Below are 12,950 nucleotides of genomic sequence, written 5' to 3' on the forward strand. Positions count from 1 at the left end.
ATGACGAAGACGGCCGAGCGGCGGCTCCCGGCGCACACCGCCGTCCCCCCGGTCCCGGCGCCGCCCCCGGCAGGGGACCGGAGGCGGCGCCGCCTTGCCGACCAGCTCCGCGCCTACGGCTTCCTCCTCGGCGGACTGCTCTGCTTCGCCCTGTTCTCCTGGTACCCGGCGATCCGCGCGGTCGTCATCGCCTTCCAGAAGTACACCCCTGGCTCCCCGCCCGAGTGGGTCGGCACCGCCAACTTCACCCGGGTCCTGCACGACCCCGAGTTCACGGCCGCCTGGCGCAACACCCTCACCTTCACCCTGCTGGCCCTCCTGATCGGCTTCGCGATCCCCTTCGTCCTCGCCCTCGTGCTCAACGAGCTGCGGCACGCCAAGGCCTTCTTCCGGGTCGTGGTCTACCTGCCGGTGATGATCCCGCCGGTGGTCAGCGCCCTGCTGTGGAAGTGGTTCTACGATCCCGGAGCCGGCCTCGCCAACGAGACGCTGCGGTTTCTGCACCTGCCCACCTCGAACTGGTCCAACGGCACCGACACCGCGCTGGTCTCCCTGGTCATCGTCGCCACGTGGGCCAACATGGGCGGCACCGTCCTCATCTACCTGGCCGCCCTCCAGTCCATCCCCGGCGAGCTGTACGAGGCGGCCGAACTGGACGGCGCGAACCTCCTCCAGCGCGTCCGGCACGTCACGGTCCCGCAGACCCGGTTCGTGATCCTGATGCTGATGCTCCTCCAGATCATCGCCACCATGCAGGTGTTCACCGAACCGTTCGTCATCACCGGCGGCGGCCCCGAGAACGCCACCGTCACCGTGCTGTACCTCATCTACAAGTACGCCTTCCTCTACAACGACTTCGGCGGCGCCTGCGCCCTCAGCGTGATGCTCCTGCTGCTGCTCGGCGCCTTCTCCGCGGTCTATCTGCGGCTCACCCGCTCCGAGGGGGACGCATGACCACCGGCACCCGCACCCTGATCTCCCCGGCCACCCTCGCCCGCCCGCGCGGCAAGGCCCTCTACTGGACGGTGTTCACGGCCGTCGTCGTCCTCTTCGCGCTCGCCTTCCTCTTCCCCGTGTACTGGATGGCGACCGGCGCCCTGAAGTCCCCGGACGAAGTGGCCCGGACCCCGCCGACCCTGCTTCCCGAACACTGGCACCTCAGCGGCTACACCGATGCCTGGGACCTCATGGAGCTGCCCCGGCACTTGGGGAACACGCTCGTCCAGGCGGCCGGCGCCTGGGCCTTCCAGCTGGTGTTCTGCACGGCCGCCGCCTACTCCCTGTCCAAGCTGAAGCCCGCCTTCGGCAAGGTGGTCCTCGGCGGCATCCTCGCCACGCTCATGGTCCCGGCACAGGCGCTGGTCGTCCCGAAGTACCTGACCGTCGCCGACCTGCCGCTGATCCACACCAGCCTGCTCAACGACCCCCTCGCCATCTGGCTGCCGGCCGTCGCCAACGCCTTCAACCTCTACCTGCTCAAACGGTTCTTCGATCAGCTGCCGCGCGATGTACTTGAGGCCGCCGAGATCGACGGCGCCGGCAAGCTCCGCATCCTGTGGTCCGTCGTCCTGCCCATGTCCCGGCCGGTGCTCGGCGTGGTGTCGATCTTCGCGCTGGTCGCCGTCTGGCAGGACTTCCTGTGGCCGCTGATGGTCTTCTCCGACACCGGCAAGCAGCCGATCAGCGTCGCCCTGGTCCAGCTGTCGCAGAACATCCAGCTCACCGTGCTCATCGCCGCGATGGTGATCGCCAGCATCCCGATGGTGGCCCTGTTCCTCGTCTTCCAGCGGCACATCATCGCCGGGATCAGCGCGGGCAGCACCAAGGGCTGACGCCGCCGCCCCCGTCTACAGAAAGGCAAGCCCAGTGGGACAGCCCAGCCATGCCCGGAAGGACCCTGACTGGTGGCGCTCGGCCGTCATCTACCAGGTGTACGTCCGCAGCTTCGCGGACGGCGACGGCGACGGCACCGGCGACCTCGCGGGCGTCCGCGCCCGGCTGCCGTACCTCGCGGAACTCGGCGTGGACGCCCTGTGGTTCACGCCGTGGTACGTGTCTCCGCTGAAGGACGGCGGCTACGACGTCGCCGACTACCGGGCCATCGACCCGGCCTTCGGCACCCTCGCCGAGGCCGAGAAACTCATCGCCGAGGCCCGTGAGCTGGGGATCCGGACCATCGTCGACATCGTGCCCAACCACGTCTCCGACCAGCACCCCTGGTTCCGGGCCGCGGTCGCCGCCGGGCCGGGCAGCCCCGAGCGCGAGCTGTTCCACTTCCGGCCCGGACGCGGCGCGCACGGCGAACTCCCGCCGAACGACTGGCCGTCCCAGTTCGTCGGCTCCACCGACCCGGTGTGGACCCGGCTGCCCGACGGCGACTGGTACCTGCACCTGTTCACCCCCGAACAGCCCGACCTCAACTGGGCGCACCCGGCGGTCCGCCAGGAGCACGAGGACATCCTGCGCTTCTGGTTCGAGCGGGGCGTCGCCGGCGTCCGCATCGACTCGGCGGCCCTCCTCGCCAAGGACCCGGACCTCCCCGACCTCGCCACGCACCCGCAGCCGCACCCGTTCGTCGACCGCGACGAACTCCACGACATCTACCGCTCCTGGCGCCGGGTCGCCGACGAGTACGGCGGTGTGTTCGTCGGCGAGGTCTGGCTCCCCGACCCCGAGCGCTTCGCCCGCTACCTGCGCCCCGACGAACTCCACACGGCCTTCAACTTCTCCTTCCTGTCCTGCCCCTGGGACGCCGGCCGGCTGCGCGCCTCCATCGACACCACCCTCGCCGAGCACGCCCCCGTCGGCGCCCCGGCCACCTGGGTGCTGTGCAACCACGACGTCACCCGCACGGTCACCCGGTACGGCCGCGAGGACACCGCCTTCGACTTCGCCACCAAGGCCTTCGGCACCCCCACCGACCTGGCGCTCGGCACCCGGCGGGCGCGGGCCGCCGCCCTGCTGTCCCTCGCGCTGCCCGGGTCGGTGTACCTCTACCAGGGCGAGGAACTGGGCCTGCCGGAGGCCGACATCCCGGCCGACCGCATCCAGGACCCGATGTACTTCCGCTCGGGGGGCGCCGACCCCGGCCGCGACGGCTGCCGGGTGCCGCTGCCCTGGGCCGCCGGCCTGCCGCACGCGGGCTTCGGTTCCCGCGACGAGCCCTGGCTGCCGCAGCCGGCCGACTGGCCCTCGTACGCGGTCGACCGGCAGCAGCGCGACCCCCACTCCGCGCTCACCCTCTACCGCGAGGCCATCGCGCTGCGCCCGGAGTTCGGCGACGGCCCCCTGACCTGGCTGCCCGCCCCCGACGGCGTGCTCGCCTTCTCCCGCGCGGACGCGCTGTGCGTGGTCAACCTCGCGGCCACGCCCGCCGACCTGCCCGCGCACTCCCGGCTCCTGCTCAGCAGCGGCCCGCTGGACGCGGGCCGGCTGCCGCGGGACACGGCGGCCTGGCTGCGCGCCTGAGCCGCGCCCGTACGCACCTTGCTATCCCACGCACCCCCACCACGAAGGGATCAGCACATGCACAGCAGCACCGTCGGACACCTCCGGCGCATGCCCGCCATCGGGGCGGTCGTCGCCCTCGCCGCGGGCATGCTCGTCAGCATCGCCCCGGCCGCCCACGCCGCCGCGGGCGCCACCCTCCCCTTCACCTCCGTGGAGGCTGAGTCGGCGACCGGCAACGGCACGAAGATCGGCCCGGACTACACGCAGGGCAGCCTCGCCTCGGAGGCCTCCGGCCGGCAGGCCGTCCGGCTGTCCCCCGGGCAGCGGGTGGAGTTCACCGTGCCACGCGCCGCCAACGCGGTGAACATCGCCTACAGCGTGCCGGACGGCCAGTCCGGCGCCTTGAACGTGTACGTCAACGGCACGAAGCTCGCCAAGACCCTTCCGGTGACCTCCAAGTACTCCTACATCGACACCGGCTGGATCCCCGGCGCCAGGACGCACCACTTCTTCGACAACACCCGGCTGCTGCTCGGGCAGAACGTCCAGGCCGGCGACAAGGTTGCCGTGGAGGCGGCCGGCGTCCAGGTCACCGTCGACGTCGCCGACTTCGAACAGGTCGCCCCGGCCGCCGGCCAGCCCGCCGGTTCGGTGTCCGTCGTCTCCAAGGGCGCCGACCCCAGCGGCAACGGCGACTCCACCCAGGCCTTCCGGGACGCCATCGCCGCCGCCCAGGGCGGCACGGTGTGGATACCGCCGGGCGACTACCGCATCACGTCCTCGCTCAACGGCGTACAGAACGTGACCCTCCAGGGCGCGGGTAGCTGGTACTCGGTCGTGCACACCTCCCGCTTCATCGACCAGTCCGGCTCGGCGGGCAACGTCCGCATCAAGGACTTCGCGGTCATCGGCGAGGTCACCGAACGCGTCGACTCCAGCCCGGACAACTTCGTCAACGGCTCGCTGGGACCGAACAGTTCGGTCTCCGGCATGTGGATCCAGCACCTGAAGGTCGGCCTGTGGCTCACGGGCAACAACGACAACCTGGTGGTGGAGAACAACCGCATCCTCGACACCACCGCCGACGGACTCAACCTCAACGGCACGGCGAAGGGCGTCCGCGTCCGCAACAACTTCCTGCGCAACCAGGGCGACGACTCCCTCGCCATGTGGTCGCTGTACTCCCCGGACACCGACTCCAGCTTCGAGAACAACACCATCTCGCAGCCCAACCTCGCCAACGGCATCGCCATCTACGGCGGCACCGACATCGCCGTACGCAACAACCTGGTCTCCGACACCAACGCCCTCGGCAGCGGCATCGCCATCTCCAACCAGAAGTTCCTCGACCCGTTCCACCCCCTCGCCGGCACCATCACGGTCGACGGCAACACCCTGGTGCGCACCGGCGCGATGAACCCCAACTGGAACCACCCCATGGGCGCGTTGCGCGTCGACTCCTACGACAGCGCCATCAACGCGACCGTCAACATCACCAACACGACGATCACCGACAGCCCCTACAGCGCCTTCGAGTTCGTCTCCGGCGGCGGGCAGGGCTACCCGGTGCGGAACGTCAACGTCACCGGCGCGACCGTGCGGAACACCGGCACGGTCGTGGTCCAGGCCGAGGCGCAGGGCGCGGCGACCTTCAAGAACGTCACCGCCACCCAGGTCGGCGCGGCCGGCGTCTACAACTGCCCCTACCCGGCGAACTCCGGCTCCTTCGCCCTCACCGACGGCGGCGGCAACTCCGGCTGGTCGAGCACCTGGTCGGACTGCTCCACCTGGCCGCAGCCCGGCCAGGGCAACCCGGAGCCCGACCCGAACCGCAACCTCGCCAAGGGCCGCCCGGCCACCGCGACCGGCTCCCAGGACGTCTACACCCCCGGCAAGGCGGTCGACGGCGACGCGAACTCGTACTGGGAGTCCACCAACAACGCCTTCCCGCAGTCCCTCACGGTCGACCTCGGCTCGTCCTACGCCGTGCGCCGCCTGGTGCTGAAGCTGCCGCCGTCCTCGGCCTGGGGCGCCCGCACCCAGACCGTCACGGTGCTCGGCAGCGCCGACGGCTCCGGGTACTCGACCGTGCTGGGCGCGCAGGGCTACCGCTTCGACCCGGCCACCGGCAACACCGCGACCGTGACCCTGCCGAGCGGCACCAGCCTGCGCTACCTGCGCCTGACCGTCACCGCCAACACGGGCTGGCCGGCGGGCCAGTTCAGCGAGGTGGAGGCGTACCAGACGTCCTGACCGCCCGTCCCGCCGACCGGACGGGGCGCCCCGGCAGCACGAGGGGCCGGGGCGCCCGCGCACCCCCGCGGAACGGGGAGCCGGGCAGATGAGAGGCCGGGCGGCACCCGGTCTCCTTCCGTATCCACGACTTCATGTGGGCGCCACCGCACCCTTCCCTGACGTTTGCTGCTCTTGGAACACTCGCTCCGCGCGGATTCCGTCACCTGGCGGCATCGCGTACGTCAGGATGAGAGGATCCTCACCCATGTCCGAAGTCAACCGGCGGCGCTTCCTCCAGATCGCGGGCGCCACCACGGCGTTCACGGCGCTGTCCAGCAGCATCCAGCGCGCGGCGGCCCTGCCCGCCCACCACCGCACGGGATCGGTGGACGATGTGGAGCACATCGTCGTCCTCATGCAGGAGAACCGTTCCTTCGACCACTACTTCGGTTCGCTGCGAGGAGTCCGCGGCTTCGGCGACCCCCGTCCGGTCACCCAGAACGGCAGGTCCGTCTGGAAGCAGTCCGACGGCACGAAGGACATCCTGCCCTTCCACCCGGACGCCGACGACCTGGGCCTGGCCTTCATCCAGGACCTCCCGCACGGCTGGAACGACGGACACACCGCCTTCAACGGCGGCAAGTACGACAAGTGGGTACCCGCCAAGTCCGCCACGACGATGGCGTACCTCACCCGCGACGACATCCCCTTCCACTACGCGCTCGCGGACGCCTTCACCATCTGTGACGCCTACCACTGCTCGTTCATCGGCTCCACGGACCCGAACCGCTACTACATGTGGACCGGGTACACCGGCAACGACGGCAAGGGCGGCGGCCCGGTCCTCGGCAACGACGAGGCGGGCTACGGCTGGACCACGTACCCCGAGCGCCTGGAGCGGGCAGGGGTCTCCTGGAAGATCTACCAGGACGTCGGCGACGGCCTCGACGCGACCGGCGGCTGGGGCTGGATCAACGACGCCTACCGCGGCAACTACGGCGACAACTCGCTGCTGTACTTCAACCAGTACCGCGACGCCAAGCCCGGCGACCCGCTGTACGACAAGGCCCGCACCGGCACCGACGCCCGCAAGGGCGAGGGCTTCTTCGACCAGATGAAGGCGGACGTCCGGGCCGGCAAGCTGCCCCAGGTCTCCTGGATCGTCGCCCCCGAGGCCTTCACCGAGCACCCGAACTGGCCCGCCAACTACGGCGCCTGGTACGTCTCCCAGGTCCTGGACGCGCTCACCTCCGACCCCGAGGTGTGGGGGAAGACCGCGCTGTTCATCACCTACGACGAGAACGACGGCTTCTTCGACCACGTCATCCCGCCCTACCCGCCGGCCTCGGCCGCCCAGGGCAAGTCGACGGTCGACCCCGCGCCGGACCTCTTCAAGGGCGACGCCGGCCATGCCGCCGGCCCCTACGGGCTCGGCCAGCGGGTGCCGATGCTGGTGGTCTCCCCCTGGAGCAAGGGCGGGTACGTCTGCTCGGAGACCCTCGACCACACCTCGATCATCCGGTTCATCGAGCGACGTTTCGGTGTCCAGGAGCCGAACATCTCGCCCTGGCGGCGGGCCGTGTGCGGCGACCTGACGAGCGCCTTCGACTTCTCCCGCAAGGACACCGCGCGGGTCGTGCTGCCCTCCACGGCCGGCTACCAGCCCAAGGACCACGACCGCCACCCCGACTACGTGCCCAAGCCTCCCGCCGGCGGCACCCTTCCCCGGCAGGAGCCGGGCAGCCGGCCCACCCGCCCGCTGAAGTACGCCCCCGTGGTCGACGGCTCGGCGGACACCGCGGCCGGCAAGTTCACGCTCACGTTCGCCTCGGGGGCGCACGCGGGGGCGGTCTTCCTCGTCACGTCCAACAACCGTGCCGACGGCCCCTGGACGTACACCACGGAGGCCGGCAAGACCCTCTCGGACACCTGGAACTCGGCGTACTCCGGCGGCGACTACGACCTCGCCGTGCACGGCCCCAACGGCTTCCTGCGCGTCTTCAAGGGCCGCAACAAGGCCGCCGGCCCCGAGGTCACCGCCCGGCACAAGGGCGACGACGTCGAGCTCACCTTCACCAACAAGGGCTCCGGCACGGCGAAGCTGAAGCTGGTCAACGGCTACGGAGGCAAGCCGGTGACGGTGACGGTCCGGCCCGGCGCGACCGTGCGGCACACCGTCGCGCTCGGATCCAGCAAGCGCTGGTACGACCTGACCGTGACCTGCGACGCCGACCCGGCCTTCCTGCGCGGCTTCTCCGGGCACGTGGAGAACGGGCGCCCCGGCGTCAGCGACCCGGCGATCGTCACGGGGTGAACGGGCGATGAACACCGCTCCGTGCGGACTGGTCGGGTACCGGTCACATCAGGGTAGTGTGCCCCGGTGACCACGCAATCGAACACTCCTGCTGGCTGGTACCCGGATCCGCACGGAGCGGCGCAGACGCTCCGCTACTGGGACGGCACGCAGTGGACCGAGCACACCAACCCGGCCCAGCAGCAGGCCGGGCAGGTTCCGCCGCAGCAGGCAGCCTTCCCGCAGCAGCAGGCCGGTGACGCCAGGGTGCAGCGTCAGGTGCAGCAGCAGGCCGGCGTCGCGGCCGGCGGCCCCGGCGGGGGCACCCTCTTCACCGAGCCCGTCCTGGTCGTGAACCAGAAGGCCAAGCTGATCGAGCTGACCAACGAGTACAAGGTCATGGATCAGAACGGCCGGGAGATCGGCTCGGTCACCCAGGTCGGCCAGGGCGTGCTGCGCAAGATCCTGCGCTTCGTCTCCAGCCTGGACCAGTTCCTCACCCACAAGCTGGAGATCCGGGACGCCTACGGTCAGCCGCAGCTGCTGCTGACCCGGCCCGCGAAGATCTTCAAGTCGCGGGTGGTCGTGACCCGCCCGGACGGCTCGCCGGTCGGCGAGATCGTCCAGAAGAATATGATCGGGAAGATCAACTTCGCGATGACGGCGAACGGCCAGCAGGTCGGCGCGATCAAGGCCGAGAACTGGCGGGCCTGGAACTTCGCGATCGTCGACCACGCCGACAACGAGGTCGCCCGGATCACCAAGACCTGGGAAGGACTCGCCAAGACGCTGTTCACGACGGCGGACAACTACGTCCTGCAGATCCACTACCAGCTGCCCGAACCGCTGCTGAGCCTCGTGGTGGCCACCGCGCTGACGGTGGACACCGCGCTCAAGCAGGACGCGCGCGGCTGGGGCTGACCGGCACGCGGGACAGCAGGGAGCAGCACGGCGACGGCGGCCGGTGCCCGCGGAACGCGCGCACCGGCCGCCGCCGTGTGCCCGGGTGGTCACAGTGCCGTGAGGTGCCCCGGCTGTTCCGGCTGCCGGGGCAGCAGGACCGGCTCCGCGGTCGCCGTACCCGGCTCCAGCGCCAGCACGGCCGCCACCGGGTGCTCGTCGTCGTCTCCGGCCTCCTCATGGCCGGCGGGCGCGGGGGCCGCCCGGGTCAGCAGCACCACGCCCCAGGAGGCCAGCCCCGCGCCGGCCAGGGCCAGCAGCACCCCGGCGGCACCGCCCTTCAGGCCCTGCCCCAGCAGCGTCAGGCCGATCACCGCGGCGGCCACCGGGTTGGTGAGGGTGACCACGGCCAGCGGGGCGCCGAGGCCGCCGCGGTAGGCGGTCTGGGACAGCAGCAGTCCGCCGACGGCGAACGCGGCGACGAGCACGGCGACCACGATCACCTCGGCGCTCAGCACCGGGCCCGAGCGGTCCGTCGCCGCCACGGTCACCGTCTGGGTGAGCGCGGAGGCGACCCCGGAGGCGAAGCCGGACGCGGTGGCGTGCCTGAGGCCCGGCCGGGCGCCGGGCCGCGACAGCAGGCCGATCGCGGCGGCGGTCGTCCCCGCGACCACCAGGGCCTCGGTCAGCGACAGCACCCGGGCGGGCGCCGGGCCGGAGGCGGTGACCAGCAGCGCGGCGAGCCCGAGCAGCGTGAGCGCCGTACCGCGCCACTCCACCGCGCTGACCCGCCGGCCGGCCGCGCGCGCACCGAGGGGCACGGCGGCGACCAGGGTGAGCGCGCCCAGCGGCTGTACGACGGTGAGCGGGCCGTACTTCAGGGCGACGACGTGCAGCAGCGCGGCGGCGGCGTTCAGCCCGACCGCCGACCACCAGGCGCCGGTGCCCAGCAGCCGCAGCAGGCCGGTGCCGGCGCTGCGCGCGGCGAGCCGTTCCTGGGCGACGGCGGCGAGCGCGTAGGCGACGGCCGACACCAGCGACAGGCCGAGGGCGGCCAGGGCGGCGGCGCTCATCGGCCCGCTCCCGCCAGGACGGTCTCGCGCGGCTTCAGCAGGCCGGTGCCGCGTCCGGCCGTGGTGGCCGTGCGCCGCGGCGCAGGGACGACCGCGAGGGCGAGGCCGAGCATGGCCGTGGCGACGATCGCGTCGAGCCAGTAGTGGTTCGCCGTGCCCACGATCACCAGCAGGGTGACCAGCGGGTGCAGCAGCCACAGCCCGCGCCGGCGGGACCGGGTGGCGGCCATCAGGCCGATCGCCACCATCAGCGCCCAGCCGAAGTGCAGCGAGGGCATCGCCGCGAACTGGTTGGAGAGGTGGTCGCTGGACGGCGGGCCGTACACGGAGGGGCCGTAGATGCGGGCGGTGTCGACCAGGCCCGTCCCGGTCAGCATGCGCGGAGGGGCCAGCGGGAACGTGAACGGCAGCACGAGGGCGGCCGTGGTGAGGACCGCGAGGACCCGGCGGGCCCACACGTAGTGCGCGGGCCGCCGCAGGTACAGCCAGACCAGGAAGGCGAGCGTGGCCGGGAAGTGGACGGTCGCGTAGTAGGTGTTCGCCAGGTGGACCAGGGTGTCGCCGTGCAGCAGTGCGGACTGCACGGCGGTCTCGTGGGGGAGGTGGACGCTCCGCTCCAGGTGCCAGACGTGCCGGGCGTTGCGGAAGGCGTCCGCGGTGTGGCCGGTGGCCAGTTGGCGGCCCAGTTTGTAGACCAGGAAGAGCCCGGCGACCAGCAGGAACTCACGTATCAGAGACGGACGGGCCGGAGTCCCCGGTTCCGCCTCCGTCTCCGCAGGCTCGGTTCGGGCGTTCATCCCCCGGCCCCCTCGCTGACGGTGGTGCGTGTCGTGGTGCGGACGAGCCCCGGTCCGTACCGGAACTCATCGATACGTTGCCGTACCGATACGCCAGTGTACCGATACGGTTCGGTACCGGTACACTTGCGTATCGATTGATGTGCGCCACACTGGAAACACGCACGGGCACCAGGCACCGCGCAGCCACGGGAAACAAGCACGAGTGAGGGGAAGCACCGCATGACGTCGCAGGCCGCGGACGCACCGGACACGGTCGTCGCCTCGCGCCGCTCCAAGATCACGCCGGAGCGTGAGCGGGAGTTCTTCGACGCCGTGCTGGAACAGATCCGGGAGTGCGGCTACGACTCCGTCACCATGGAGGGCATCGCCGCCAGCACCCGGTGCAGCAAGTCCACGCTCTACCGGCAGTGGAAGACCAAGCCGCAGTTCGTCGCGGCGGCACTGCGCGCCAACCGCCGGGTGAAGTTCGCCGGCATCGACACCGGATCGCTCGCCGAGGACCTGCGCCAGGCCGCGCGGGCCGCCGGCGACTGGTCCGGCAAGGACACCCGGCTGCTCCAGGCGCTGGGACACGCGGTGACGGCGGACCAGGAACTGGCCCAGGCGCTGCGCGAGGCGCTGGTGCACCCGGAGATCGCCGCGCTGGAGGAGATCCTGGCCCGGGGCGTGGCCCGGGGCGAGGTCCGGGCGGGCCACCCGGCGCTGGAGTACATCCCGGCCATGATGTTCGGCGTCCTGCGCGTGCGGCCGGTGCTCGACGGCCAGTACGCCGACTCCGACTACCTCGTCCGCTTCGTGGAGGCCGCCGTGCTGCCCTCGCTCGGACTGACATGAGACCCAGGCCGCCGTTCACGGGATGACTGGACGGTGACCTGCCCGCGCCGCACCGTGGGGACGGGGGCGGCGCGCACCCCCCGGCCGGGTGGGGTTCCCCTTGAGCGGAGGGGAGCCCCGCCCGGCCGATCCGTCTCTCAGACGTCCTGGCCGCTCCCGCCGCCGGACGAGACCTTGATCCCCTTGAGGATCTCGTCGATGACCGACAGCTTCTGCCCGACGTCCACGCCGAAGCGGACCACCACGATCCGCCGGGCGTCGTCGGGGGAGGGGAAGGCGACCGACTCGACATAGCCGTCGGACCCCTTGCTGGTGACCGCCTTCCAGCGCACCAGGTAGCCCTTCTGCCCGGCCACCGTCACCGCCTCGGAGGCCAGCACCTCGTGCGAGGTGATGCTGCCGTAGGTGGTGCCGCCGTACGACTGCTTGGCGTTGGCGGCGATGTCCGCCTTCGCGACCTCCTCGGCCGTGTCGTCCTCGATGCCGAGCGCCACCGCCGGGGCCGTGTAGGCGCCGCCCGCGGTGCACGTCTGGGCCGAGTTGCCCGGGCACTTGTAGGCGTCGTCGGAGGTCACCTGCGCCCCGACGCTGATCGTCTGTCCGGTCCAGCCCTTCGGCACCGGCAGGCTGATGCCGTTGACCGGGTCCGGGACCGAGCCGCCGCCCTTGACCTTCGGCGCCTCCGACTGACCCGGGGACGGCGAGGCCCCGCCGGAGCCGCCGCTCCCGCCCGAGCCGCCGCTCTCGCCCGAGCCGCCGCCGGGCCCGCCGAACGGCCCGCCCCGGCCGCCGTCCTGCCCGCCGCCCGGCCCCTGCTGCGACCCGGCGCGGTCGTCGCCGCCCCCGCCGTCCTTGGTGAGGGCGTACACGCCGACCCCGATGCTCGCCAGTACCGCGGCCGTCACCGCGACGGCTATCCCCGTGCGCAGCCGGCGCCGGGAGGGGGCGGGCGGCGGGGCGGGATACGCCGGATAGCCCGGCTGCGCCGGATACCCCTGCTGCTGCGGGTACCCCTGCTGTTCCGGATACCCCGGAGGGGCGCCGAACCCGGCGGGAGCCGAGGGCGCCGGGCCCGCCGGCTGGGCCGGCCGCGGTCCGCCGTCCGGCACCGGCCCGGCCGGGGGACCCCACGCGGCGGCCGTGCCGGCGGGGCGGGTCTGGTCCGTCCAGGCCTTGCCGTCCCACCAGCGCTCGGTGGGCGGACCGTCGTTCGTCTGCCCGGGGTCGGGGTACCACCCGGGAGGAGTCACCTGCGTCATGCCCCCACCGTATGAGGCGACCGTGAAAGCGGGATGAGAGGATCCGCCGCCAAGGGGGCGAAGCGGCATATTTTTCCCCGGATTTTTCGGCGCCGCCCTCCGCCAG

General features: G+C 71.8%; 10 protein-coding genes. 7 read left to right on the forward strand and 3 right to left on the reverse strand.

All coding sequences use genetic code 11. The annotated features are described in order from the left end of the window. The 6 genes from AQJ11_RS06395 (at position 1) to AQJ11_RS06420 (ending at position 8,899) form a co-directional block, all read left to right on the forward strand. Positions 1-954 carry a carbohydrate ABC transporter permease gene (locus AQJ11_RS06395; protein ID WP_014676144.1) on the forward strand — a complete coding sequence of 318 codons (954 nt, stop codon included), beginning with the start codon at positions 1-3 and terminating at the stop codon, positions 952-954. Further along, positions 951-1,832: a carbohydrate ABC transporter permease gene (locus AQJ11_RS06400; RefSeq protein ID WP_014676145.1), complete on the forward strand. Its 882-nt coding sequence runs from the start codon at positions 951-953 to the stop codon at positions 1,830-1,832. The genes AQJ11_RS06395 and AQJ11_RS06400 overlap by 4 nt, the downstream gene beginning before the upstream one ends. A 34-nt stretch (positions 1,833-1,866) precedes the next feature. Then, positions 1,867-3,468 carry a glycoside hydrolase family 13 protein gene (locus AQJ11_RS06405; protein ID WP_059262165.1) on the forward strand — a complete coding sequence of 534 codons (1,602 nt, stop codon included), beginning with the start codon at positions 1,867-1,869 and terminating at the stop codon, positions 3,466-3,468. A 57-nt stretch (positions 3,469-3,525) separates the two neighbouring features. Continuing rightward, entirely contained in the window at positions 3,526-5,703 is a 2,178-nt protein-coding gene (locus AQJ11_RS06410; RefSeq protein WP_059262166.1) for a discoidin domain-containing protein, read from the forward strand. Between the two features lie 247 nt (positions 5,704-5,950). Further along, the gene (locus AQJ11_RS06415; protein ID WP_059262167.1) at positions 5,951-7,999 is read left to right on the forward strand and encodes a phosphocholine-specific phospholipase C; all 2,049 of its coding nucleotides are present in this window, start codon (positions 5,951-5,953) and stop codon (positions 7,997-7,999) included. 66 nt (positions 8,000-8,065) lie between these two features. Further along, on the forward strand, positions 8,066-8,899 hold the full coding sequence (locus AQJ11_RS06420; protein ID WP_059262168.1) for an LURP-one-related family protein: 834 nt from the start codon (positions 8,066-8,068) through the stop codon (positions 8,897-8,899). 89 nt (positions 8,900-8,988) lie between these two features. On the opposite strand, the gene AQJ11_RS06425 is transcribed toward AQJ11_RS06420, so the two are convergent. Together AQJ11_RS06425 and AQJ11_RS06430 are read right to left on the reverse strand one after the other, a co-directional pair. After that, a complete protein-coding gene (locus AQJ11_RS06425; RefSeq protein WP_059262169.1) occupies positions 8,989-9,951 on the reverse strand; it encodes a DMT family protein in 963 nt (320 codons plus the stop codon). Further along, the gene (locus AQJ11_RS06430) at positions 9,948-10,748 is read right to left on the reverse strand and encodes a phosphatase PAP2 family protein (RefSeq protein ID WP_059262170.1); all 801 of its coding nucleotides are present in this window, start codon (positions 10,746-10,748) and stop codon (positions 9,948-9,950) included. The genes AQJ11_RS06425 and AQJ11_RS06430 overlap by 4 nt, the downstream gene beginning before the upstream one ends. Before the next feature lie 222 nt (positions 10,749-10,970). Between AQJ11_RS06430 and AQJ11_RS06435 the strand changes: the two genes are divergently transcribed. Next, entirely contained in the window at positions 10,971-11,585 is a 615-nt protein-coding gene (locus AQJ11_RS06435; RefSeq protein WP_014676152.1) for a TetR/AcrR family transcriptional regulator, read from the forward strand. Between the two features lie 137 nt (positions 11,586-11,722). Here the strand turns inward: AQJ11_RS06435 and AQJ11_RS06440 are convergent, their stop codons facing one another. Further along, positions 11,723-12,844 carry a DUF2510 domain-containing protein gene (locus AQJ11_RS06440; protein ID WP_014676153.1) on the reverse strand — a complete coding sequence of 374 codons (1,122 nt, stop codon included), beginning with the start codon at positions 12,842-12,844 and terminating at the stop codon, positions 11,723-11,725. Positions 12,845-12,950: the final 106 nt, after the last annotated feature.

The sequence above is a fragment of the Streptomyces corchorusii genome (assembly GCF_001514055.1).
In the GTDB taxonomy this organism is placed as follows: domain Bacteria; phylum Actinomycetota; class Actinomycetes; order Streptomycetales; family Streptomycetaceae; genus Streptomyces; species Streptomyces olivaceoviridis.

Excerpts from the sequence above, each read along its gene's own strand:
- AQJ11_RS06395 (WP_014676144.1), top strand. The coding sequence starts at position 1 with ATGACGAAGACGGCCGAGCGGCGGCTCCCGGCGCACACCGCCGTCCCC.
- AQJ11_RS06400 (WP_014676145.1), top strand. The coding sequence starts at position 951 with ATGACCACCGGCACCCGCACCCTGATCTCCCCGGCCACCCTCGCCCGC.
- AQJ11_RS06410 (WP_059262166.1), top strand. The coding sequence starts at position 3,526 with ATGCACAGCAGCACCGTCGGACACCTCCGGCGCATGCCCGCCATCGGG.
- AQJ11_RS06415 (WP_059262167.1), top strand. The coding sequence starts at position 5,951 with ATGTCCGAAGTCAACCGGCGGCGCTTCCTCCAGATCGCGGGCGCCACC.
- AQJ11_RS06425 (WP_059262169.1), bottom strand. The coding sequence starts at position 9,951 with ATGAGCGCCGCCGCCCTGGCCGCCCTCGGCCTGTCGCTGGTGTCGGCC.
- AQJ11_RS06430 (WP_059262170.1), bottom strand. The coding sequence starts at position 10,748 with ATGAACGCCCGAACCGAGCCTGCGGAGACGGAGGCGGAACCGGGGACT.
- AQJ11_RS06435 (WP_014676152.1), top strand. The coding sequence starts at position 10,971 with ATGACGTCGCAGGCCGCGGACGCACCGGACACGGTCGTCGCCTCGCGC.
- AQJ11_RS06440 (WP_014676153.1), bottom strand. The coding sequence starts at position 12,844 with ATGACGCAGGTGACTCCTCCCGGGTGGTACCCCGACCCCGGGCAGACG.